The 22616-nt window shown below is 64.1% G+C and carries 23 protein-coding genes, 1 tRNA gene and 1 pseudogene; 11 read left to right on the top strand and 14 right to left on the bottom strand.

Features of this window, described 5'->3' with window-relative positions:
• Positions 1-68 precede the first annotated feature (68 nt).
• The 4 genes and pseudogenes from OKW38_RS20465 to OKW38_RS20480 all read left to right on the top strand — a co-directional run.
• Positions 69-695 (top strand): annotated as a pseudogene (locus OKW38_RS20465) (cytochrome c1); the annotation flags it as partial.
• Between the two features lie 95 nt (positions 696-790).
• The gene (locus OKW38_RS20470) at positions 791-1402 is read left to right on the top strand and encodes a glutathione S-transferase N-terminal domain-containing protein (protein ID WP_006052302.1); all 612 of its coding nucleotides are present in this window, start codon (positions 791-793) and stop codon (positions 1400-1402) included.
• Between the two features lie 66 nt (positions 1403-1468).
• A complete protein-coding gene (locus OKW38_RS20475; RefSeq protein WP_429362838.1) occupies positions 1469-1966 on the top strand; it encodes a ClpXP protease specificity-enhancing factor in 498 nt (165 codons plus the stop codon).
• Positions 1967-1985: 19 nt separating this feature from the next.
• Positions 1986-2061: transfer RNA gene (locus OKW38_RS20480), tRNA-Thr, on the top strand.
• 10 nt (positions 2062-2071) lie between these two features.
• On the opposite strand, the gene OKW38_RS20485 is transcribed toward OKW38_RS20480, so the two are convergent.
• Positions 2072-2305: a hypothetical protein gene (locus OKW38_RS20485; RefSeq protein WP_429335387.1), complete on the bottom strand. Its 234-nt coding sequence runs from the start codon at positions 2303-2305 to the stop codon at positions 2072-2074.
• 187 nt (positions 2306-2492) lie between these two features.
• Here OKW38_RS20485 and OKW38_RS20490 point away from each other — a divergent pair, with 187 nt between their 5' ends.
• Positions 2493-3617: a methyltransferase gene (locus tag OKW38_RS20490; RefSeq protein ID WP_429362840.1), complete on the top strand. Its 1125-nt coding sequence runs from the start codon at positions 2493-2495 to the stop codon at positions 3615-3617.
• Between the two features lie 15 nt (positions 3618-3632).
• On the opposite strand, the gene OKW38_RS20495 is transcribed toward OKW38_RS20490, so the two are convergent.
• Positions 3633-4904, bottom strand: a complete 1272-nt coding sequence (locus OKW38_RS20495; RefSeq protein ID WP_429362842.1) for a TIGR03862 family flavoprotein — start codon at positions 4902-4904, stop codon at positions 3633-3635.
• 441 nt (positions 4905-5345) lie between these two features.
• Here OKW38_RS20495 and OKW38_RS20500 point away from each other — a divergent pair, with 441 nt between their 5' ends.
• Positions 5346-5555: a DUF1059 domain-containing protein gene (locus OKW38_RS20500; RefSeq protein WP_090805487.1), complete on the top strand. Its 210-nt coding sequence runs from the start codon at positions 5346-5348 to the stop codon at positions 5553-5555.
• Between the two features lie 135 nt (positions 5556-5690).
• Here the strand turns inward: OKW38_RS20500 and OKW38_RS20505 are convergent, their stop codons facing one another.
• Positions 5691-6011, bottom strand: a complete 321-nt coding sequence (locus tag OKW38_RS20505) for a DNA-binding protein (RefSeq protein WP_090802066.1) — start codon at positions 6009-6011, stop codon at positions 5691-5693.
• Between the two features lie 388 nt (positions 6012-6399).
• Between OKW38_RS20505 and OKW38_RS20510 the strand changes: the two genes are divergently transcribed.
• Entirely contained in the window at positions 6400-7242 is an 843-nt protein-coding gene (locus OKW38_RS20510; RefSeq protein ID WP_184009166.1) for a class I SAM-dependent methyltransferase, read from the top strand.
• A gap of 20 nt (positions 7243-7262) precedes the next feature.
• On the opposite strand, the gene OKW38_RS20515 is transcribed toward OKW38_RS20510, so the two are convergent.
• Together OKW38_RS20515 and OKW38_RS20520 are read right to left on the bottom strand one after the other, a co-directional pair.
• Entirely contained in the window at positions 7263-7817 is a 555-nt protein-coding gene (locus OKW38_RS20515; RefSeq protein ID WP_429335383.1) for a DUF1415 domain-containing protein, read from the bottom strand.
• A gap of 58 nt (positions 7818-7875) precedes the next feature.
• The gene (locus OKW38_RS20520; RefSeq protein WP_429362844.1) at positions 7876-8523 is read right to left on the bottom strand and encodes a TetR/AcrR family transcriptional regulator; all 648 of its coding nucleotides are present in this window, start codon (positions 8521-8523) and stop codon (positions 7876-7878) included.
• Between the two features lie 153 nt (positions 8524-8676).
• Between OKW38_RS20520 and OKW38_RS20525 the strand changes: the two genes are divergently transcribed.
• Both OKW38_RS20525 and OKW38_RS20530 read left to right on the top strand, forming a co-directional pair.
• Positions 8677-9960, top strand: a complete 1284-nt coding sequence (locus tag OKW38_RS20525; protein WP_090802061.1) for an MFS transporter — start codon at positions 8677-8679, stop codon at positions 9958-9960.
• A 169-nt stretch (positions 9961-10129) separates the two neighbouring features.
• Complete coding sequence (locus OKW38_RS20530) at positions 10130-10747, top strand: nitroreductase family protein (protein ID WP_090802060.1); 618 nt, start codon at positions 10130-10132, stop codon at positions 10745-10747.
• A gap of 103 nt (positions 10748-10850) precedes the next feature.
• On the opposite strand, the gene OKW38_RS20535 is transcribed toward OKW38_RS20530, so the two are convergent.
• Positions 10851-12344 (bottom strand): MFS transporter, encoded by a 1494-nt coding sequence (locus OKW38_RS20535; RefSeq protein ID WP_090802058.1) that lies wholly within the window; start codon positions 12342-12344, stop codon positions 10851-10853.
• 188 nt (positions 12345-12532) lie between these two features.
• On the opposite strand from OKW38_RS20535, the gene OKW38_RS20540 reads away from it, so the two are divergent.
• Positions 12533-13783, top strand: a complete 1251-nt coding sequence (locus OKW38_RS20540; protein WP_429362846.1) for an Hsp70 family protein — start codon at positions 12533-12535, stop codon at positions 13781-13783.
• A 133-nt stretch (positions 13784-13916) separates the two neighbouring features.
• Here OKW38_RS20540 and OKW38_RS20545 read toward each other — a convergent pair whose 3' ends face one another.
• On the bottom strand, positions 13917-14120 hold the full coding sequence (locus OKW38_RS20545; protein WP_007180251.1) for a cold-shock protein: 204 nt from the start codon (positions 14118-14120) through the stop codon (positions 13917-13919).
• A 430-nt stretch (positions 14121-14550) separates the two neighbouring features.
• Between OKW38_RS20545 and OKW38_RS20550 the strand changes: the two genes are divergently transcribed.
• Positions 14551-16146, top strand: a complete 1596-nt coding sequence (locus tag OKW38_RS20550) for an APC family permease (RefSeq protein WP_429335379.1) — start codon at positions 14551-14553, stop codon at positions 16144-16146.
• Positions 16147-16263: 117 nt separating this feature from the next.
• Here OKW38_RS20550 and OKW38_RS20555 read toward each other — a convergent pair whose 3' ends face one another.
• From OKW38_RS20555 to OKW38_RS20585, 7 genes are all read right to left on the bottom strand, one after another.
• Entirely contained in the window at positions 16264-17049 is a 786-nt protein-coding gene (locus OKW38_RS20555; protein WP_429362847.1) for a DODA-type extradiol aromatic ring-opening family dioxygenase, read from the bottom strand.
• Positions 17050-17183: 134 nt separating this feature from the next.
• Positions 17184-17786 carry a UbiX family flavin prenyltransferase gene (locus OKW38_RS20560; RefSeq protein ID WP_184052382.1) on the bottom strand — a complete coding sequence of 201 codons (603 nt, stop codon included), beginning with the start codon at positions 17784-17786 and terminating at the stop codon, positions 17184-17186.
• A gap of 40 nt (positions 17787-17826) precedes the next feature.
• Positions 17827-18138 (bottom strand): Grx4 family monothiol glutaredoxin, encoded by a 312-nt coding sequence (gene grxD, locus OKW38_RS20565; RefSeq protein WP_018420101.1) that lies wholly within the window; start codon positions 18136-18138, stop codon positions 17827-17829.
• Between the two features lie 112 nt (positions 18139-18250).
• Positions 18251-19138, bottom strand: coding sequence for a peptide chain release factor N(5)-glutamine methyltransferase (gene prmC, locus OKW38_RS20570; RefSeq protein WP_429362849.1), 888 nt, complete (start codon positions 19136-19138; stop codon positions 18251-18253).
• Between the two features lie 10 nt (positions 19139-19148).
• Positions 19149-20231, bottom strand: coding sequence for a peptide chain release factor 1 (gene prfA / locus OKW38_RS20575; RefSeq protein WP_090802049.1), 1083 nt, complete (start codon positions 20229-20231; stop codon positions 19149-19151).
• Positions 20232-20352: 121 nt separating this feature from the next.
• On the bottom strand, positions 20353-21639 hold the full coding sequence (gene hemA, locus OKW38_RS20580; RefSeq protein ID WP_429362851.1) for a glutamyl-tRNA reductase: 1287 nt from the start codon (positions 21637-21639) through the stop codon (positions 20353-20355).
• A gap of 79 nt (positions 21640-21718) precedes the next feature.
• Complete coding sequence (locus tag OKW38_RS20585; RefSeq protein WP_090802046.1) at positions 21719-22429, bottom strand: response regulator transcription factor; 711 nt, start codon at positions 22427-22429, stop codon at positions 21719-21721.
• Positions 22430-22616 lie beyond the last annotated feature (187 nt).

The following is a 22616-nucleotide window of genomic DNA, read 5'->3' on the forward strand; positions in this document are numbered from 1 at the left end:
CTCCGGTTCACGCGGACGAGAATTTCCCGCTCGATCGCGCGCCGGACAACACGAACAATTTCGCTTCTTTGCAGCGCGGCGCGCAATTGTTTGTAAACTACTGCCTGAATTGCCACAGCGCGAACCTGATGCGCTACAACCGCCTGACTGATCTCGGCATCACGCCGAACGAAATCCGGGCGAACCTGCTGTTCACCACCGACAAGGTCGGCAACACGATGACCGTGGCGATGCGCCCGGAGGACGCGAAAGCGTGGTTTGGGGCGACGCCGCCGGATCTGTCGGTGGAGGCGCGGGCGCGCGGCACGGACTGGCTTTACACGTATCTGCGGAGTTTTTACCGCGACGATACGCGGCCGACCGGCTGGAACAATCTGGTGTACCAAAACGTGAGCATGCCTCACGTGCTGTGGCAGCTTCAGGGGCAGCGTGCGGCGCAATTCGGCGACGAAACCGACGAAAGAACCGGCGAAAAAGTACACAAATTCCTCGGCTTCCAGCAACTGACTCCGGGGACGATGTCGCCGGTAGATTATGATTCTGCTGTGGCCGACCTCGTGTCGTACCTGTCATGGATGTCCGAACCGACGCAGCAAACCCGCAGGCAACTTGGCGTGTGGGTGCTGTTGTTCCTCGGTATCCTGAGCTTTTTCGCCTGGCGACTGAACGCCGCGTACTGGAAACATATCAAATAATCACGCCGCTACATGGCGTGGGGCCGGCGCCAGGAAAAACCTGCTGAACGGTTTTTCCGCGCGCTGGCCCTTCAGCTTTTTGAGGAAACGTAAACATGATGGTTCTGTATTCCGGCACTACTTGCCCGTTCTCCCAGCGTTGCCGGCTGGTGTTGTTCGAAAAGGGCATGGACTTCGAGATCCGCGACGTCGACCTGTTCAACAAGCCGGAAGACATCGCCGTGATGAATCCGTATGGTCAGGTGCCGATTCTCGTCGAACGGGACCTGATTCTGTACGAATCGAACATCATCAACGAGTACATCGACGAGCGCTTCCCGCACCCGCAGCTGATGCCGGCCGATCCGGTCCAGCGCGCGCGTGCCCGCCTGTTCCTGCTCAACTTCGAGAAAGAGCTGTTCGTCCACGTCGGCACGCTCGAAAACGAGAAGGGCAAGGCAGCGGAGAAGAATCACGAGAAGGCGCGCCTCGCGATCCGCGATCGCCTGACGCAGCTCGCGCCGATCTTCCTGAAGAACAAGTACATGCTCGGCGAAGAGTTCTCGATGCTCGACGTCGCGATCGCACCGCTGCTTTGGCGCCTTGACCACTACGGTATCGAACTGTCGAAGAACGCCGCGCCGCTGATGAAGTACGCCGAGCGCATTTTCAGCCGCCCGGCTTATATCGAAGCGCTGACGCCGTCGGAAAAGGTGATGCGTCGTTGAGTTTGGCTTTGGAGCGCGGACGCCGCATCGCTTCGATGCGCGACCGCGCCCGCAAGAGGACTGTTGATGCAAGAGATTTCCACGAAGCCTTATCTGTTGCGCGCGCTCTACGAGTGGTGCACGGATAACGGCTACACACCGCATATCGCGGTCCGCGTCGACAATCAGACGCGCGTGCCACGTCAGTTCGTGCGCGACAACGAGATCGTGTTGAACATCAGCTTCGAGGCGACCAGCCAGCTGCAGATGGGCAACGAGTGGCTCGAGTTCAACGCGCGCTTCTCCGGCAAGTCCCACAAGATCGAAGTGCCGGTCGCCAATATTCTTGCGATCTACGCGCGCGAGAACGGCCAGGGTATGGCGTTCCCGGTCGAATCGGCGGGCGGCGAGGCTCAGGATTCGGGCGCGGATGCCGCGGACGAAGCTGACACGCCGGCGGCTCCGCGCGCCGTCGAAACCGCCCCCGCCGACCCTGTCGAGGCCACCGACGCCGACGACAAACCGCAGCCCGACGACGATGGCTCGAAAGGCGGCGGAAGGGCTCGCCTTAAGATCGTGAAATGAAGTAGAATCACGGCCTCATGCCGGCTTAGCTCATCAGGTAGAGCGCTTGACTTGTAATCATGAGGTGGCGGGTTCGAGTCCTGCAGCCGGCACCAGATTGCTTTATCAGCAGTAACTGGAAATGCTAGAAAACCCCGTCGAAGCACACGCTTTAGCGGGGTTTTTCTTTTTTCGGTGGAAATTGCCCGGATCGTTGCTGATGCCGATCACCGAAGCCTTGGCCAGGCTTGTTTGCGACGAGGGTTTCACGCACGTCAAAACGTGCGAGGGCAGCGTGAGGTGAGCCGCGCGATGGCTCAAAAACCACGATATCTCTTTCACCTTGTCGATTGTAGACATGATTGTCTACTTTCGGTGCGTCTAGATTCACCTCATCACCGTCACCAATTCATGCCGCGCCGCGAATCCGCACGGCGGCGGTACGTTACTATTCGGGCGTCGCCCGGGATGGCGGGCAGCCGCCGGACATTCCGGTCCGCTGCCGCGGTCCACGTCGCCGGCGACGTCACATCGACTCCATTGCACCATGACCAGCCCCGCAACTCTCACCTGGCCAGAAGCCGACGGCCCGCGCACCGCACGCTGGCGTTCCGAGGCGGCCGTGCCACCGCCGAAGCGCGTCGTCGTCGCCGACGACCGCACCACCGCCGATTCGGCCTACCGCCTCGCCTGCGAAGGCACCGCGCTGCTGTGGCGCGGCGACTTCCAGAACGCGCGCCAACTGCTGCAGGCCGTCACGCGCCGGCTCGAACGCAAGCCGCGCAAGCAGGGAGCCACACCGCTCGACGCGTTCAACCAGCATCGGCAGGCGCAGTCGCAGCGCGCGCGCACGCTCGGCATGATCCTGATTCCGCTCGATGCCGACTACGCCATTCCGCTGCGTCGCGCGCCCGACGTGCGGCAGGCCTGCATCGAAGCTTATGGACCGGGGAGCGGTGACGCGTCGATCGTGTCGTTGCGCGAGTTGCTCGGTTTGATCGGCGCGCACGAATGGCGCAAGAAGGGCGTCGAGATTACGGCGCTCGGCGAGCGCATCCATCCGCACTACGGTGTGTTCTCACCGGTGCGCGGCGAGTACGTCGATCTGGTCGCGCGCACGCCGCTGCCGTCGTTGGACCTCGCGTTCGATATCGGCACCGGCACTGGCGTGCTGGCCGCGCTGCTGACCAAACGCGGCGTGCGCAAGATCGTCGCGACGGACCAGGATGCGCGCGCGCTTGCGTGTGCTCGTGAAAATCTCGCGCGTCTTGGTTGCGCCGAGCAGGTCGAGATCGTACAGGCCGATCTGTTTCCGGACGGTCGGGCACCGCTCGTCGTCTGCAATCCGCCGTGGGTGCCGGCGCGGCCCGCGTCGCCGCTCGAATACGCGATCTACGATCCGGACAGCCGCATGCTGGTCGGCTTCCTGAACGGCCTCGCCGATCATCTGACGCCGGGCGGCGAGGGCTGGCTGATCATTTCGGATTTCGCCGAGCACCTTGGACTGCGGACGCGCGAGTGGCTGCTCGCGGCGATCGAGCACGCGGGGCTCAGTGTCGTGGGACGCGAGGACATTCGTCCACGGCATCCGAAGGCCAGCGATCAGAACGATCCGTTGTATGTTGCGCGAGCGGCCGAGGTCACGTCGTTGTGGCGGCTCAAGGCGCGGTGACGGCGACTGCGCGCGTCACGCCGACGTGCCGTGCGCTTCCAGATACGCGCACGCGCCCCGGCCAGCGACCAGCCCGCTGGCAAAGCAGGCGGTCAACAGATAACCACCGGTCGGCGCCTCCCAATCGAGCATTTCGCCCGCGCAGAATGCGCCGGGCATCCGGTCGATCATCAGATGCGCGTCCAACGCCTCGAACGGGATTCCGCCCGCGGTACTGATCGCTTCCTCGATCGGTCGCGCGCGCAGCAGTCGCATCGGCAGCGCCTTGATCGCGTGGGCGAGGCCGCGTGCATCGGCGAAGGCTTCTTTCGACAGAATCTCGTGCAGCAACGCCAGCTTGACCCCGCCGATTCCGATTCGCCCGTGCAGATGACTCGCGATCGAGCGTGAGCCGCGCGGCCGCGTCACTTCCTCCACGATTCGCTCGAGCGGCAAGCCGGGCGCGAGATCCAGCGCGATCGTGACCTCGCCGCCGGCGAGAATCCGCTCGCGGATCGGCGCCGACAACGCGTAAATCAGGCTCCCTTCGAGGCCCGTTTCGGTCAAAAGTATTTCACCTTGTCGATTGTGGACTTTTCCGTCTACACCGGTGACGGAAATCGCGACCGTCTTGATCGGCTGACCCGCGAAACGCTCGCGCAGATACGGGCTCCAGTCCGCGTCGAAGCCGCAGTTCGCGGGACGCAGCGGCGTCACCGGCACGTCGCGCGACGTCATCAGCGGCACCCACGCGGCGTCGGAGCCGAGACGCGGCCAACTGGCGCCGCCGAGCGCGAACACGACCGCGTCGCAGCTGATCGTCTGCTCACCGTTGGGCGTGTCGAAGCGCAACGCGTGGGCGGCACCGTCTTCGGATGTTGACGCCCAGCCGCTCCACTTGTGACGCATATGAAACTGCACACCCGCTTCGCGCAGCCGATGCAGCCACGCTCGCAGCATCGGCGCGGCCTTCATGTCGGACGGAAATACGCGCCCCGAACTGCCGACGAACGTCTCGACGCCCAACTCGCGCAACCATGTGCGCAGCGCGTCGGGACCGAACGCGTCGAGTAACGGCGCGATGCGCTCGCGGCGCGAGCCGTAGCGCTCGAGAAACGGCGCGAGGGCTTCCGAATGCGTGATGTTCATGCCGCCTTTGCCCGCCATCAGGAATTTGCGGCCGACCGACGGCATCGCGTCATATACGTGGACTTGCACGCCGCGCCCGGCAAGCGTCTCGGCGGCCATCAGGCCGGCGGGGCCGCCGCCGATCACGGCGACGCGGGCGGAATCGAGCGAGAATGACATGCGGTTCAGCGGATCAACGGGGAGAAAAGGCGGTGCGCCGCGGTGACCGAACGGATAGGCGGCGCGAAGGGCGCTATTGTCACACCGCGCGCGGCGCGCGGCAAACGCCGACAAACTCTGTCGAACTGTGCTCGGTACTGGCCAACAGGCGGCTACTCGCCAGGCGACCGGGCTCGATCGCCCCAGACCGGAAAATACTGGATTCAGTCTTTCTCCCGGCCGTTGCGCATCGCGTTCACCGCTTGGCTCGTGCCGCACGCGACCTATACTTTTCAAACATCTTCCATCGGACGCCGTTCGCGTCGTTCCTCGCGTCAATCCCCAATCACGTCGCTTGCGACGCAGCCGCTGCGGCGCGCTTCACTGCCGCGCGCCGGCAGCCGACGCGAAGCGCCTGTTGAATCGGTGGAAGGGTCGATCGTCTGGTTCAAGGAGATTGCCATGACCCGCAAATATATCGACTGTCGCGAGTTTCCGAGCGAAACGAACTGCACTGTCGCGCTATCCGCCGACAGCGACGGCGAACTGCTCGAAGCCGCGGTCCAGCATGCCGTCAGCGTTCACAAGCACGCGGATTCGCCGGAGCTGCGCGAGCAGCTGAAGACGCTATTTCATGAGGGAACGCCGCCCGTCGAGGCGCGGCACGCTTGAGACACCCGTGGAAGGGGAGTGTGGAAGCCCGCGTCGCGAGCGGCATCCGGCCGCCCGCGGGCGAGGGTGTTGCAGCAGTCTTGTGGTGACACGAGAAACGCGATACCAAGCCAATCTAACCAGCATGCCGACGCGCTAACCCGGATACGCCTCATCGACCTTCAGCCCGGCGAGCTTGAAGATCACCCGCAACGTCTGCGGCTTGATGTCGCGTCGCGACGCGAGCGTCGTCATCACGAAGTCGAGCACCTTGGCGTACTTGAGCATCGTCAGGCAGGTCTCGAGGTCGACGTTGCCGTCACGCATGACCTCGGCGAGCCGCAGCATTTCCGTGGAGATGTCGCGAGCCATCTCCAGTTCGAGTTGCTGTTTCTCCGACCATGCCGGCGCGGCGGTGAGCTTCGCCATCATTTCCTGAAACTTCTGTTCGACATTTCCGTTGGGTACCGTATCCATTGCCGCCTCTTCTGTGATCATCCGAGCGCGCGACCCGTTGCAAAGCCGGCCGCTGCTGGTTACGTAACGTTCGCCCCTTGTTGCGGGGCCGCTCTCCCCACATGCATCCGGTTCGCGTGTCCGGTTGCACGGCCGGACAGCTTCCTGTTTTCGGCGACGCGGCTTGCACCCGCAGGCTCAGCCGGCGCTCAAGCTGTTTTCAGCCATTCTCGAGACACTTCCGCGCAGCGCCTTTCGAGCAGGAAGTGTTCCCGGTGGACCGCCTATCTCGCGTGACCCGGGCGGCGTACTCGCTGGGATTGCCGCACTTTGGGTAAACTGGCAGCAACCTTTCTCTTTTTCCGTCATCTGTCGCACGTTCGCACTGCAATTGATGGCGGCCCATACGATGTCCGGCAAAACCCACGAAATCCGTCCCAACCAGTCCGTCGAACTGCTCAAAGAGCTCCACATCCTCACGCGCGACGGCAAGATGAATCAGGACAGCCGTCGCAAGCTGAAGCAGGTCTACCATCTGTTCCAGTTCATCGAGCCGCTACTCAAGGACCTGAAGGACCAGCAGGGGGCGCTGACGCTCGTCGATCACGGCGCGGGCAAGTCATACCTCGGTTTTATCCTGTACGACCTGTTTTTCAAGGAGTTTCAGGATGTCGCTGGTGGGGCTTCGCACATTTACGGCATTGAAACGCGCGAAGAGCTGGTGACGAAGTCTGAAGAGCTGGCGGCGCGGCTCGGCTTCAAGGGGATGTCGTTTCTGAATCTGTCGGTGGCGGAGTCGATCACGTCGACGCGGTTGCCCGCCGAAATCGACATCGTGACCGCGCTGCACGCGTGCAATACCGCCACCGACGACGCGATCCGTTTCGCACTCGAAAAGCACGCGAAGTACATCGTCGTCGTGCCGTGCTGCCAGGCCGAGGTAGCCGGCGTACTGCGGCAGAACAAGGGCAAGGCTCTGAAGACCGCGCTGACGGAAATCTGGCGGCATCCGCTGCACACGCGCGAATTCGGCAGCCAGATCACGAACGTGCTGCGCTGCCTGCAGCTCGAAGCGCATGGCTATCAGGTCAGCGTGACCGAGCTGGTCGGCTGGGAACACTCGATGAAAAACGAGTTGATCATCGCGCAGTACAAGGACCTGCCGCGGCGCCGGCCCGCTGAGCGGCTCGGCGAAGTGCTGGACGCGCTCGGGCTCGATGCGCTGAAGGAGCGATTTTTCGTGCCGGCCTGAGGCGCGGCCTAGCGCTTCACTTAGCGCTTCATCAACGCATCCCAGCCCGCAAGGCCAATGCGCCGCAGCGTTTCCTGATTGCGCTCGTAGATCTCTTCCGCGTCGGGAAAGGCCTGCACGGCCCGCTCGATGCTGTCCTCGCGCAGCAGATGCAGGATCGGATAGGGCGCCCGGTTCGTGTAGTTTTCGATATCGTCGGGCTCGCTGCCTTCGAACTGGTAATGCGGATGAAAGCTCGCGATCTGGATAGCGCCTTCGAGCCGTAGCTGCTGAACGAGCCGGTCGGCGAAGAACAGGCAGTCGTTGAAGCCGAGAAAGTCCTCGAACGCGCGCGGCAGGATCAGCAACGTCGTGTCGATGGCGGCGGGGTCGGCGGCGACGAGGGTCTGCAGCTCGGCTTCCAGGTCGGTCAGCACCGCTTCGAGCGTGTCCGCTTCGCTGACCGCATAGCGAATCTGCCCCTTCACATGCACGGCCTTCGCGAACGGACACAGGTTCAGGCCGATCACGGCCTCCGTCAGCCAATGACGGGTCGCGGCGATAACGGCATCGTGGGATTCGGCGGGCAACGGCATGGCGGACGGATGTGACGGGAAAACGCGCAATTCTAAAGGACCCAGCTGACGGACTGGCTCAGCGAACCGGCTTCTCCGCGCAAGCGGCCGCTACCAACTGCGCGGCGACTTTCGGCGCGGCGAGGATTGGCCCGCAGCCCGGCCCGTAAGTCTGGCTCGCCGCGTACACGCCCTCGATCAGCAGACCGAGCCCATCGGCCAGCGCTTGCGGATCGCCGGCGCCGGCCGCTGTCGACAATTCGACGAGGCGCGCCATCAAGCGCTGCTTGTTGCGGAACACGAACTGCCGCGCCGGATGCGCGGTATCCGAAAACTCCACCGACACGTTCACGAACGGGCAGCCGCGGTAATCGTCGACCGAGGCGCGCACCGCGAGGTCGTCGAAGTACTGCTGAAGCTGCTTCGCCGGCTCGCCCGGATGCTTCGCGAAGCTCTTCTCGACGTAGCGGAAGAACTGCTCGTCCTTCTGCTCCAGATACGCCATCACGAGTTCGTCCTTCGACGAAAACTGCCGGTACAGACTCATCTTGTTCACGCCCGCGCGCTCGACCACCGCATCGACGCCGACCGTGCGCACGCCCTCGCGATAGAACAACTCGCTGGCCGCGCGCAGCAGATGCAGCTGCGCCTGCGGCCCGGCGGTCTGTGCGCCGCGCGCGCGCCGCGCACGAGTAGGGGCGGGCTTGGGGGTTTCGCTGTCGGACATGGCAAGTCACCCGAATGAGATTGACGCCTTGACATGTTACCGACCAGTAACTAAGATCGCAACACTATTGTGACCGATCTGTCACAAGTCATTCACCGAGGCCGTAATAATACGAACGACGCCGCCACCCGGGCCGCGTCGATGGGAGAATCGATGAACTGGGCTGCGCGACTGATAGGCGGGCGTTTCCACTACGGCTGGTTGACCGTCGCCGTGGTGTTCCTGGTGTTGCTCGCGGCTGCGGGTACGCGAGCGACACCGAGCGTGATGATGGTGCCGCTCGAGCACCAATTCGGCTGGAGCCGCGCGACGATTTCGCTCGCGATCTCGGTGAACATCGCGCTGTACGGGTTGATGGGGCCGTTCGCGGCCGCCGCGATGCAGCGCTTCGGTGTGCGCCCCACGCTGCTGAGCGCGCTCGGCGCGATGGCCGCGGGTGTCGCGCTGTCGTCGCTGATGACGCATCCGTGGCAAATGGTGCTGATCTGGGGCGTGATGGTCGGCGGCTCGACCGGGGTAGCGGCGCTGTCGCTGTCGGCGACGGTCGTGACGCGTTGGTTCACGACGCGCCGCGGTCTCGTGATGGGTATCCTGACCGCCAGCTCGGCGACCGGCCAACTGGTGTTTCTGCCGCTGCTCGCGGCCATCGCCGAGCATTACGGCTGGCGTCAGGTCGTGTGGGTCGTCGCGCTCGCGGCGGGCGTCGTGATTCCGCTCGTCGCGTTCCTGCTGCCCGAGCATCCGGCCAGCATGCAGCTGCGCCCGTACGGCGAACCGCATGACGCGCCCATCACGACGACCGTCACCAGGCAGAATCCGCTCGCGATCGCATTCGGCACGCTCGCGTCGGCGAGCAAAACGCGCGACTTCTGGCTGCTGTTCTTCAGCTTCTTCATTTGCGGCGCGAGCACCAATGGCTATGTCGGCACCCATCTGATCGCGATGTGCGGCGACTACGGGATGACCGAAGTGCAGGGCGCGTCGTTGCTCGCGGCGATGGGCGTGTTTGACCTGTTCGGCACGACGATGTCGGGCTGGCTGTCGGACCGCTTCAATAGCCGCGTGCTGCTGTTCTGGTATTACGGGCTGCGGGGGCTGTCGCTGATGTATCTGCCGCACGCGTTCGGGATCGACTTTTTCGGACTGCCGCTGTTCGCGGTGTTCTACGGTCTCGACTGGATCGCCACCGTGCCGCCGACCGTGCGTCTTGCGACCGACGTCTACGGCAAGGAATCGGCGCCGATCGTGTTCGGCTGGGTGGTCGCGGGCCACCAGCTCGGCGCGGCGTTCGCGGCGCTCGGCGCGGGGATGCTGCGCGCGAGTCTTGGCACCTACACCGTCGCATCGATGATTTCCGGCGGCTTGTGTTTGATCGCCGCGGTGATCGTGCTGCGCATCAACCGCCCGGCCAAGGTGCCGACGCCGCAGGCAATCTGAGGCGCCCTCGCGAGCCGCGCGGATTCACCGTCAGCGAAGCAACGACGCACGGCCCCATAACGGGGCCGTGCGCGTTTTCTCAGCCAGCACGCATAGCGCCGCGCCGCAACTTGGAGCGCGCACCGAAAGCCCGTTATGCTATGTGGCCTCGGGCAGCCGCCCGGAGAACATGAATATCTACCGAGAGAAGCGCATGGCCACCAAACCCGCCTCAACCGAAGTTGCCATTCACGAGCTGATTGCAGGCCGTTGGAGCCCTCGCGCGTATTCGAGCGAGCCGGTGAGCCGCGATCAGTTGCGCGCCGTGCTCGAAGCGGCGCGCTGGGCGCCGTCTTCATATAACGTGCAGCCCTGGCGTTTTGTGGTATTCGATCGCAGCGTCGACGAAGTCGCGTTCAAGAAGGCTTTCGCCACGCTAGTGCCGTTCAACCAGGGCTGGAATGCGCTCGCGCCGGTGCTGATCGCGGTGACCGCGCACACACTGACCAACAAGGGCGAGGTAAACCGCTGCGCGTTCTACGACGCCGGCGCGGCGGCGATGTCGCTGGTGCTGCAGGCGCACGCGCTCGGCCTCGCCGCGCACCAGATGAGCGGCTTCGACGTGAACGCGTTCCGTACCACCTTCGAACTACCAAAGGACGTCGAGCCGATCGCGATGATCTCGCTCGGCCATTACGGCGACGTCGACAAACTGGACCCGGTCCTGCGCGAACGCGAGAAGGCGCCGCGTCAACGCGCGGCGCTCGCGGATATCGCGTACGCCGGCGCCTGGAAGAAGGCGTTCTGAGCGATGGATTCGCCGCGCTTGCCGCGCGATTTCGCGTAAAGGGAAGAAAGCAGTCGATGAGCAACTAAGCGGTCAGGCACGCGCGGCACGGTCCGCGCGTTTTTCATGCAGCGCCGTCCATGCCGTTCTCACCATCCGTCACGCTCGACAGCGGCGCGGCCACATGTTCGAGCGACTTGCGCTCCGCGTCGACACCCCAGATCGCCGCGACGAGCGCCGCCGCGAGCATCAACGCCGAGCCGACCAGATAACCCGAAAACACCTCGCTGCGCTGATGCGTATCGATCAGCCGACCGAAAAACGCCGGCCCGATGATGCCGCCGAGCGCGGTGCCGAACGCATAGAAAACCGCGATCGCGAGCGCGCGGATTTCGAGCGGAAACGATTCGCTCACGGTCAGATACGCGGAACTCGCGGCCGCCGACGCAAAGAAGAAAATGACCATCCAGGCGACCGTCTGCGTGACGACGCTCAGCAGTTGCTGCTCGAACAGATAGCCGGACAGCGTCAGCAGGATCGCCGACATCGCGTAGGTCGCGGCGATCATCTTGCGTCGGCCGATCACGTCGAACAGCCGCCCGAGCACGAGCGGCCCCAGGAAATTGCCGAGCGCGAAAGGCAGCAGATACCAGCCGATGTCGTCGCCCGGCACGTGATAGAAGTCGGTGAGGACGAGCGCGTAGGTGAAAAAGATCGCGTTGTAGAAGAATGCCTGCGCGGTCATCAACGTGAGACCGACCAGCGCGCGGCGCCGGTGCACGTTGAACAGCGTGTGGAACACCTCGCGCAACGGCGTATGGTCGCGCGCGCGCAGCCGCAGCCGCGTGAGGGCGTCGTCGGCGAGCGTGTGACCGGCGTCGCGAAAACGCGTCTCGATGCCCTCGACGATCGTGCGGGCGTCGCGCTCGTCGCCGTGCGTGAGTAACCAGCGTGGGCTTTCGGGTATCCAGATGCGCATCGGCAGGATCACCAGCGCGAGCACCGCGCCGATGAAAAAACACGCGCGCCAGCCCCAGTCGGAAGGCAGCAGGTGCGGATCGAGCAGCACCAGCGAGCCCGCGGCGCCGAGCCCCGCGCCCACCCAGAACGTGCCGTTGATGCCGAGGTCGGTCCAGCCGCGCACGCGTGCCGGCGTGAATTCCTGGATCGTCGAGTTGATCGCCGTGTATTCGCCGCCGATACCCGCGCCGGTCAGGAAGCGGAACAGCATGAAGCTCATCAGATTCCACGACAGCGCGGTCGCCGCGGTCGCGGCCAGATACAGCGTCAGCGTGACGAAAAACAGCTTGCGGCGGCCGAGCCGGTCGGTCAGCCAGCCGAAACCGAGCGCACCGAGCACCGCGCCGGCAATGTATGCGCTGCCCGCGAGGCCGACCTCGGCATTCGAAAAGCGCAGCGCCGGGCTGGTTTTCAGCGCGCTCGCGACCGCGCCGGCGAGCGTCACCTCGAGGCCGTCGAGCAGCCACGTCACGCCGAGCGCAACCACGATCAGCGTATGAAAGCGGCCCCACGGCAGACGGTCTAGCCGCGACGGCAGATCGGTTTCGATCAGCGTGGCGTGCTGGTCATCGACGGCAGCGGTGGGCGGCACGCTCATGACGCGAAGTCTCCTCGATGGCGAAATGGGGCGGCATATCCGGTCGGACGCAGCAAGATCCGTTCCGCGTCCTGATTTCAAACGATCTTGCGGTCGTCCCGGCAGCTTCAGTTGATGCTGCCGGAGTTTTCGTGATACAAAGCCGCTCCCCTTTCTCTGCGCGCCAGCCGTGAGCGGCCATTCCTGCCATGAACTATTGCGCGATTGACTTCGGTACTTCCAATTCGGCCGTCGCGGTTCCGATCGGCCCGCAGCTGAAGCTGGCGCCGGTCGAAGGCGCGTACACGACGCTGCCCACCGCGGTCTTCTTCAATACCGACGAACACACCAGCGAATTCGGGCGCGCGGCGCTCGCTGCTTACATCGACGGTTTCGACGGCAGGCTGATGCGCTCGATGAAAAGCATTCTCGGCTCGCCGCTCGCCGAGAATACGACCGATCTCGGCGACGGCAGTGCGATCAAGTACACCGACGTGATCGCGACGTTCCTGACTCACCTGAAGCGCGCGGCCCAGGCGAGCGCCGGCGGCGCGATTGACCGCGCGGTGCTGGGCCGCCCGGTGTTCTTCGTCGACGACGACCCGCGCGCCGACCAGATGGCGCAGCAACAGCTCGAAGCCGCCGCGCGCACCGCCGGCTTGCGCGACATCCACTTTCAGTATGAACCGATCGCGGCTGCGTTCGACTACGAATCGCACCTGAGCGCCGAGGGGCTCGTGCTGGTGGCGGACATCGGCGGCGGTACGTCGGACTTTTCGCTCGTGCGAGTGGGGCCGGAACGGATGAAGCGCGTCGAGCGCAAGGACGATGTGCTCGCGCACCACGGCGTGCACGTCGCGGGTACGGACTTCGACCGCCGCGTCGAACTCGCCACGATACTGCGTGAACTCGGCTACCAGTCGCTCGATCCGCAAGGGCGCGAAATCCCGAACCGGATTTATTTCGATCTCGCGACCTGGCACCTGATCAACACCGTCTACACGCCGAAGCGCGTCAGCGAACTCGCGCTGATGCGGCACCTTTTCACGGAGACGAAGCACCACGACCGGCTGATGCGCGTGGTCGAGCAGCGTTTCGGGCACGCGCTCGCCGCCCACGCGGAAGAGGCGAAGATCGGCGTGGCGGCGGGCGGCGAAACCGTGATCGATCTCGAGCAGGTGGAAGAGGATCTGCGTCTCGCGTTCGACGAAGCGCAGCTCGTCAAAGCAGGCGAGGAAGAAACGCGACGCATCGTGCAGGCCGCGCGCGATACGGTGCAGGCGGCGGGCGTCGCGCCGCGCGATGTCGACGCGATCTATTTCACCGGCGGGTCGACCGGCCTCGCGTTTCTGTCGGGCGCGTTGGCCGCGGCGTTTCCAGACGCGCAAGCGGTATTCGGCGATCGTCTCGCGAGCGTGGCGACTGGCCTCGGTATTCATGCGCGGCGTGTATTCGGATAATCCCGAATAATCAATAAATAATCCGCCGCGGATTGCGAAGTAACGCGAAGTTAATCGGCGCATTCAGATTGGCCGCCGTAATAAAAAACCCCGCCGAGGCGGGGTTTTTTGCGTCCAGAAGGAAGCGCGGAGCTTACACCGGCTTGATGTTAGCCGCTTGCTTGCCCTTCGGGCCCGTCTTCACTTCAAACGTGACCTTCTGGTTTTCTTGCAGCGTCTTGAAGCCTTCAGTGCGAATTTCCGAGAAATGCGCGAACAGATCTTCACCGCCGCCGTCCGGAGTGATGAAGCCAAAGCCCTTAGCGTCGTTGAACCACTTGACGGTACCGGTTTCCATATTACTTTTTCCTAAAAATGGTGAATAAGGCCGAAGCCCGGGGTGCATGAAAATCAAGGAAGGGGGTAATGGGACCAACCGGAGTACCGTTGATGGGCGAACTACGAAAGAACCACTTCACTCGCCACTTGAAATCCTGCCCGAACGTTATACGGCGAATTCGGACGAAGGTCAACAGTCTAGACGAAACTTTGCCGGACTGATCCGAAACTTTCTTACAAAGCTTGCGCAGGGGGACAACTTTTTGCTAGGGGGAACCCTTAGTTCGGCTGCGGTTTCGCTGCAGTAACACGGTGCAACCGTTAAACTACGCGCCGCGCGTCGGTTGCACCTATTCCGCATCTGGACGCGCTTACATGCGCGTCACCCCGTCCCCACCGCCACAAGCGATGTCACGCGGTGCCGACATGGTTCTGATTTAGGAGAAGACTTGAAAAGTTCTATACAACGGAACATCGGGCCATTCGCGCTGATGCTGACCGGTCTGGGCTCGATCATCGGTTCGGGTTGGCTGTTCGGCGCGTGGAAGGCTGCAAAAATTGCCGGTCCGGCTGCGATTTGCGCATGGATCATCGGTGCGGTCGTGATTCTCGCGATTGCGCTGACCTACGCGGAACTTGGCGCGATGTTTCCGGAATCTGGCGGGATGGTGCGCTATGCGCGCTACTCGCACGGCGCGCTGGTCGGTTTCATCAGCGCGTGGGCCAACTGGATCGCGATCGTGTCGGTGATCCCGATCGAGGCCGAAGCATCGATCCAATATATGAGTACCTGGCCCTATCCCTGGGCGCATGCGCTGTTCGTCGACGGGTCGTTGACGACCAACGGCCTGCTGTTGTCCGCCGGGCTCGTCATCATCTATTTCCTGCTCAACTACTGGGGCGTCAAGCTGTTCGCGCGCGCCAACTCGGCGATCACGATCTTCAAGTTCCTGATCCCGGGCGCAACGATCGTCGGCCTGATGATGACAGGCGTCCACACCGAGAACTTTGGTCAGACGACCACGTTCGCGCCGTACGGCTGGTCGGCGGTGCTGACCGCAGTCGCGACGAGCGGCATCGTGTTCGCATTCAACGGTTTCCAGAGCCCGATCAACCTGGCCGGTGAAGCGCGAAATCCGGCCAGGAGCGTGCCGTTCGCGGTGATCGGCTCGATCCTGCTCGCGCTCGTGATCTACGTGTTGCTGCAGATCGCATACATCGGCGCCGTGAATCCGGCCGACGTGATGAAGGGCTGGAGCCACTTCAGCTTTGCTTCGCCGTTCGCGGAACTGGCGATTGCGCTGAACCTGAACTGGCTGGCGATCCTGCTGTACGTCGACGCGTTCGTGAGCCCGAGCGGCACCGGTACGACCTACATGGCAACCACCTCGCGCATGATCTACGCGATGGAGCGCAACAACACGATGCCGAAGATGTTCGGTAACGTGCACCCGTTCTATGGCGTTCCGCGCAACGCGATGTGGTTCAACCTGCTCGTCTCGTTCATCTTCCTGTTCTTCTTCCGCGGCTGGAGTTCGCTCGCGGCGGTGATTTCGGTCGCGACCGTGATCTCGTACCTGACCGGCCCGATCAGCCTGATGGCACTGCGCCGCGCGGCAACCGATCTCGAGCGCCCGCTGCACATCGCCGGCATGAAGGTGATCGCGCCGTTCGCGTTCGTCTGCGCGTCGCTGATCCTGTACTGGGCGAGGTGGCCGCTGACCGGCGAAATCATTCTGCTGATGGTCGTCGCGCTGCCGGTGTATTTCTACTTTCAGGCGAAGTCGGGCTTCGAGGGCTGGGGCCGTGACCTGAAGGCTGCCTGGTGGCTGGTCGCGTATCTGCCGATCATGGCGATCCTGTCGCTGATCGGCAGCAAGGAGTTTGGCGGCTTCGGCATTCTGCCGTACGGCTGGGACATGCTCGTCGTGATCGCCTTCTCGTTGGTGTTCTACTTCTGGGGCGTGAACAGCGGCTATCGTTCGGAGTATCTGGACGAGCAGCTCGTGCACGACGAAGTGCTCGAAGTTATCGGCGCGCATTGAGCGCCGGTCGAAACCGAAGATCCGCTCGACGCGGGTCTTTCGGGGCCGATAAAAAGCCCGCCCGATCGATGATCAGGCGGGCTTTTTGTTGACCTTTGTGCGCGACCCCGCGCCGGATCAGGCGGTCCCGAACACGTAGTTCGTCATCGCGAGCGAGCGTTGGTAGGTGCCGAGCGACTGGATCGCGAGCGAATAGTCGTCGTCGGCGGCACCGAGCGCGGCGAATACCGGCAACAGATGCTCGTCGGTCGGATGCATCAACACCGCGTGCGGCGCCTGGCGGCGATAGTCGAGCAGCGCGTCGAGATCGCGCGCGACGAGCTTGTCCTCGAACCAGTCGGTGAATTCGGCCACGCGCGGATCGGCGTCTTCCGGGCGCGCGGAGAAATCGGCGGCGCGCAGGTTATGGGTGATCTGGCCGGAGCCGATCACCATCACGCCTTCGTCTTTTAGCGCGCGCAGCGCGCGGCCGACGCGGAAATGATGCGCGGCGTCCTTGTGCGGTTGGATCGACAGTTGCGCGATCGGCACGTCCGCTCGCGGAAACATCAGCAGCATCGGCACCCATGCGCCGTGGTCGAGTCCGTGCGGCTGCACGTCCGCGACGATGCCGCTCGCGCCGAGCAGCGCGGCGGCGCTACGTGCGATGTCGGGCGCGCCCGGCGCCGGATATTGGATTTCATAGAGCTGGCGCGGAAAACCATAAAAATCGTGGATGGTTTCAGGCGCCGTCGCGATGCTCGCGAGTGGCTGCGCGGTGCCCCAGTGCGCCGACAACATCAGGATTGCCTCGGGACGCGGCAGTTGCGTGGCGAGCGCGCCGAACTCGGCGGACGGCATCGACGGATCGATCGGCAACGTGGGTGCGCCGTGAGACAGGAAAAGCGAAGGTAAGCGGTTCATGACAGCAACGCGGCCGCGTAAGCACGGCACGGAGAAATTGGGTTGCTACCAATATAGGTCCGCACGCCAGCTTGATAAATGGGTTCGGCGGGAATTGATTGCGTCGCAGCCGTTGTTAATCCGCGTTGTCGCGGTTAATCCTGCGCGCCCCGCAATCCTTCCCACGCCGGCGACAACGCCGGCCCAAGCGCAAACAGATCGAGCACGCGTGCGACAGTGTGGTCGACCATCTCGTCGATCGAAGCAGGCCGGTTATAGAACGCGGGCAGCGGCGGGAAGATCACTCCGCCCATTTCGGTGACGGCCGTCATATTGCGCAGATGCGCGAGATTGAACGGCGTTTCGCGCACCAGCAGCACGAGACGGCGACGCTCCTTCAGTGTGACGTCGGCGGCGCGGGTGATCAGGTTGTCGGCGAAACCGTGCGCGATGCTCGCGAGTGTTTTCATCGAGCAGGGCGCGACGATCATGCCGTCGGTCGCGAACGAGCCGGACGCGATGCTCGCGCCGACATCGCGCACCGAATGGACGACATCCGCGAGCGGATGCACGTCTTCCTTGCCCAACTCGAGTTCATGCTGGATGTTGAGCCAACCCGCGCTCGAAATCAGCAGGTGGCTCTCGACGCCGCCGAGCCGCCGCAGCGTCTCGAGCAGCCGGATGCCGTAGATGGCGCCGGTGGCGCCGGTGATCGCGACGATCAGCCGCCGAGGCACCGCGGTGCGTGCTTGCTGCATGGCTTGCGGCGCCTGATGAAGCGAACGAAGCGTAGAACGCTCAGGCCGCGGCGAACAGCTGCTGCAGTTCGCCCGATTCGTACATCTCCATCATGATGTCCGAGCCGCCGATGAATTCGCCCTTCACGTAAAGCTGCGGAATGGTCGGCCAGTTCGAGAACACCTTGATGCCCTGACGGATTTCGTCGTCTTCGAGCACGTTGACGGTCTTGATTTCACCGGCACCGCACGCCTTCAGGATCTGGATGGCGCGGCCGGAAAAACCGCACATCGGGAACTGGGCCGTGCCCTTCATGAAGAGAACGACGTTGTTGCCGTCGACGATTTGCTTGATGCGTTGTTGCGTATCCATGACTGACCTTGCGGTTCCGATAAAGGATGGGAATAGGCTGAAATGATAGCGGATTTCGCTACGGGCGGCCGCAGCCACGTCGCGCCTGGGGTTTTAGCCTCGGCGACCGCGCTCAGGCCGCAGCGGCGCGCAGCACGCCGCCGCTGATCCGCTCGATGCCGGCGAGATCGCGCGCCGAGCGGACCTCGGCAAAACCGCGTTCGCTCAACAATGCGCGCACGGCTTCGGCCTGGTCGTAGCCATGTTCGATCCAAAGCGTGCCGTCGGCGGCGAGACGCTCGGGGGCGCCGGCGACGATCGCGCGGATCGCGCTGAGGCCGTCGGCCTCGTCGGTGAGCGCGCCGCGCGGCTCGAAGCGCAGGTCGCCCTCACGCAGATGCGGGTCGCCGCTCGCGATATACGGTGGATTGCTGACGATCGCATCGAAGCGCAACGCGGCGTCGAGCGAGCCGTACCAGTCGCTGGGCAGGAAAACGACGGCGCCCCCCGGGCGTTTCACGTCGAGCAGGCGCGCGCCGTTGCGCGCGGCGACGGCGAGCGCGTCGGCCGAGCGGTCGAGCGCCCAGACCTGCGCGTCGGGCCGCATCGACGCGATCGCCACCGCGATTGCGCCGGTCCCGGTGCCGAGATCGAGCACACGTGGGCGCGGCCGAGGTTCGATCGCCGCGAGCGCGGTCTCCACCAGCAGCTCGGTCTCAGGACGCGGAATCAGAACATGCGGCGTCACTTCGAATTCGAGCCCGAAGAACTCGCGCGCACCGACGAGCTGCGCGACCGGCTCGCCGGCCATGCGCCGCGCCTCGAGCGCGCGATAACGCTCGACGCTTGCGCGTTCGAGTGGCTCCTCGCCGCGCGTGATCAGCTGCGTGCGCCGCCAACCGAGCGCATGCGTGAGCAGAATCCGCGCTTCGAGCGGCGGCAGCGGCGATGCGCGCAATAGCGCCTCGGCCGTGGGGGGCAGAGCGGTGGGGTCGAGCGGAGCCGGGGAGGCGTCGGTCATTGTCGGGGCGTTAGTCCGCGTCGCCGAGCGAAGCCAGCAGTTCGGCCTGATGCTCGCTGACGAGCGCCGCGATCAGTTCTTCGAGATCGCCGTCCATGATCGCGTCGAGGCGATACAGCGTCAGGTTGATGCGGTGATCGGTGAGGCGCCCCTGCGGGAAGTTGTACGTGCGGATGCGCTCCGAACGGTCGCCCGAGCCGATCAGGTTCTTGCGCGTCGCCGCTTCCTTCGCCTGCTGCTCGTGCGCCTGCTTGTCCTTGATGCGCGCGGCGAGCACCTTCAGCGCGCGATCCTTGTTCTTGTGCTGCGAGCGGTCGTCCTGACATTCGACGACGATGCCCGTCGGCAAGTGCGTGACGCGCACCGCCGAGTCGGTCTTGTTGATGTGCTGGCCGCCCGCGCCCGACGCGCGGAACGTGTCGATACGCAGATCGGCCGGGTTGATCTCGACTTCGCCGATCTCGTCCGCTTCCGGCATCACCGCGACCGTGCACGCCGAGGTATGGATGCGGCCCTGCGTTTCGGTGGCCGGCACGCGCTGCACGCGATGCCCGCCCGACTCGAACTTCAGCTTCGAATACGCGGCATCGCCGGCAATTCGCACGATCACTTCGCGATAGCCCCCGAGGTCCGATTCGCTCGCCGACATCATCTCGACCTGCCAGCGGTTGCGCTCGGCATAGCGCAGATACATGCGCAGCAGATCGCCCGCGAACAGTGCGGATTCGTCGCCGCCGGTGCCCGCGCGGATTTCGAGGAAAATGTTGCGCTCGTCGTTCGGGTCTTTCGGCAGCAGCATTTTCTGCAGTTCGACGCCGAGCGTCTCCATACGATCGCGTGCTGCGCGGATTTCCTCTTCGGCGAAATCGCGCATCGACGCGTCGGCGAGCAGGTCCTGCGCGGTGGCGGCGTCGTTTTGCGCCTGGCGCCACAGCCCGTAATGCTCGACGACCGGGTCGAGCTCCGCGTGTTCGCGCGTCAGCTTGCGGTACTGGTCGAGGTTGGCGGTGATGTCCTCGCGGCTCAACAGGTCGTTCAGTTCGGCCAGCCGGGTGGTCAGCTGGTCGAGCTTGCGTTGCATGCTCGTTTTCATCGGGCGGGTAGCGGAGCGGACTCCGGAATGGATGCGGCCAGGGGAACGGGCGAATGCCCGGGGCGGAAGCACTTTGCGAGCCGCGGCGGTGGCGCGCGGAGGTGCGGCGAGCACTGCGCCGCTAACGCTCGGTAGAGCCGGGGTGTTTGTAGAAGCCGCTCATCAGCTCGATCAGCTTGTCGCGGTTGTCGGTGCTCGCGCGATTCAGCGCGTGCGTAGGACCATGGATCAGCTTGTTGGTGAGCGATTGCGACAGTGCCTCGAGGACTGCGGCCGGATCGTCGCCGCGCGCGAGCATTTTCTGCGCGCGTTCGACCTCTGCGCGGCGCAGCGTGTCGGCCTGCGTGTGCATGTGGCGGATCACCGGCACGATGCTGCGCGCATCAAGCCACTGCATGAAGTTCTGTACGCGCGTTTCGATGATCGCTTCGGCCTGCGCGACCGCGGCCTGGCGCGACGCATTGCCTTCGCGGACGATCGCACCGAGGTCGTCGACGGTGTACAGGAACACGTCTTCGAGCTGGCCGGCTTCGGGTTCGATGTCACGCGGGACCGCGAGGTCGACCATGAAAATCGGCCGGTGACGGCGCGCCTTGACCGCGCGCTCGACCGCGCCAAGACCGATGATCGGCAACGTGGACGCCGTGCACGACACGATGATGTCGAATTCGTGCATCCGCGCGGGGAGCTCAGAGAGCGGAATGGCGCGGCCGTTGAAGCGCTCGGCGAGCCGCATGCCGCGCTCGGCGGTTCGGTTCGCGACGACGAGTTCCCGCGGATGCTGCGCCGCGAAGTGCGTCGCGCAAAGCTCGATCATTTCGCCAGCACCGATGAACAGCACGCGCTGGTTCGCGATCTTGTCGAAAATGCGTTGGGCGAGGCGTACCGCGGCGGCGGCCATCGACACCGACTGCGCGCCGATCTCGGTGGTGCTGCGCACTTCCTTCGCGACGGCGAAGGTGCGCTGGAATAGCTGATTCAGGTAGGTGCCGAGGGCGCCGGCTTCGGAGGCGGTGCGCACCGCCTCCTTCATTTGTCCGACGATCTGCGTTTCGCCGAGCACCATCGAATCGAGCCCCGACGCGACGCGGAACGCATGGCGCACGGCTTCGGACTGCGGCAGCGCATAGACGTGCGGCGCGAGCTCATCGATCGGGAGGTTGTGGTACTTCGACAGCCACTGCACCGAGGCTTCGCGCGCGGCGAGGTCGTCGGTCGCGCAGTAGAGTTCAGTGCGGTTGCAGGTGGACAGAATTGCCGCCTCGGGCGCGTTGGGGGCCATGTGGCCCAGCCAGATGCCTTTGAACGTATCCAGAGCGGGCTTTATCTGTTCGAGCGGAAACGCCACGCGTTCGCGCAAGGCGACAGGCGCAGTGTGATGGTTGATTCCGATCGTTAGAAGCTGCATTTGGGGGAGCTATCGTTCAGCCCTATATTATAGCGTTTCCACGATACTCACATTCTGCCCGCCATATATCCCGCATGCGTCAGTTCGCGCCTGTCAGGCTCTCCGGCGGGATCGCGTCGAGCTGGTAACCGTAACCATAGATCGGCGTCAGCGTGTAGCCAAGCTCCGGGCGCAGTTGCAACTTGCTGCGCACGCGCGACGCGTGGGTGTCGATGGTGCGCGAATTTACGTCACGGCGGCGGGCCCACACGGTTTCGAGAATATGCGCGCGCGACACCGGCCGCGCGAGATTGTTGAACAGCACCAGCGCGAGGCGGAATTCCTTCGGCGTCAGGATCACGGTCAGGTCGCGGAATGTCACGGCCAAATTCGCCGCGTCGAACGTATAGCCGCCGATCACGTCGCGTCGACGGTTGGGCGGCCGCCGCAGGCCCGCACGGCGCTGCAGCGCCTCGACACGCGCGAGCATTTCGGGGCCGCGCACTGGCTTGCTGAGACAGTCGTCGGCGCCGGCATGCAGCGCGGCGACGATCTGGCATTCGCGCGGTGCGCTCAGCAGCATCATGACGGGCAGGCCCGGCAGAATGGAGCGCGCGCGCGGGATCACGTCTTCGGCGCAATGGTCGCCGGCCCAACTTTCGGTGATCAACAGGTCGAAAAATTCGTCGGTAGCGCGCTGCAGGAAGGTGGCGCTAGTGGTGAAGTGCTGGCACGCGTGGCCGCCGGCGAAAATGAGCCGGTCAACCAGTTTGGCGTGTTGCAGGTCGGGTTCGATAAGGGCGATGCGCATGGCGCTGCGTCAGCCTGGCAACGGGCGAAGCATGAGGCGTTTTCGTCAGACTTACAACTTGCCTAAGCACACCCCGATCCCTAAACTCAACCGCTATGCGGAAAGCGCCGTGCTGAACTTGTATAGTTGAGGAGGCAAAAATGCTAGCGTTGGCGGCTCCTTTCGCCTATGAGACGAATCCGAAATT

It is taken from the genome of Paraburkholderia sp. MM5496-R1, from assembly GCF_050436205.1.
Taxonomy (GTDB): Bacteria; Pseudomonadota; Gammaproteobacteria; order Burkholderiales; family Burkholderiaceae; genus Paraburkholderia; species Paraburkholderia tuberum.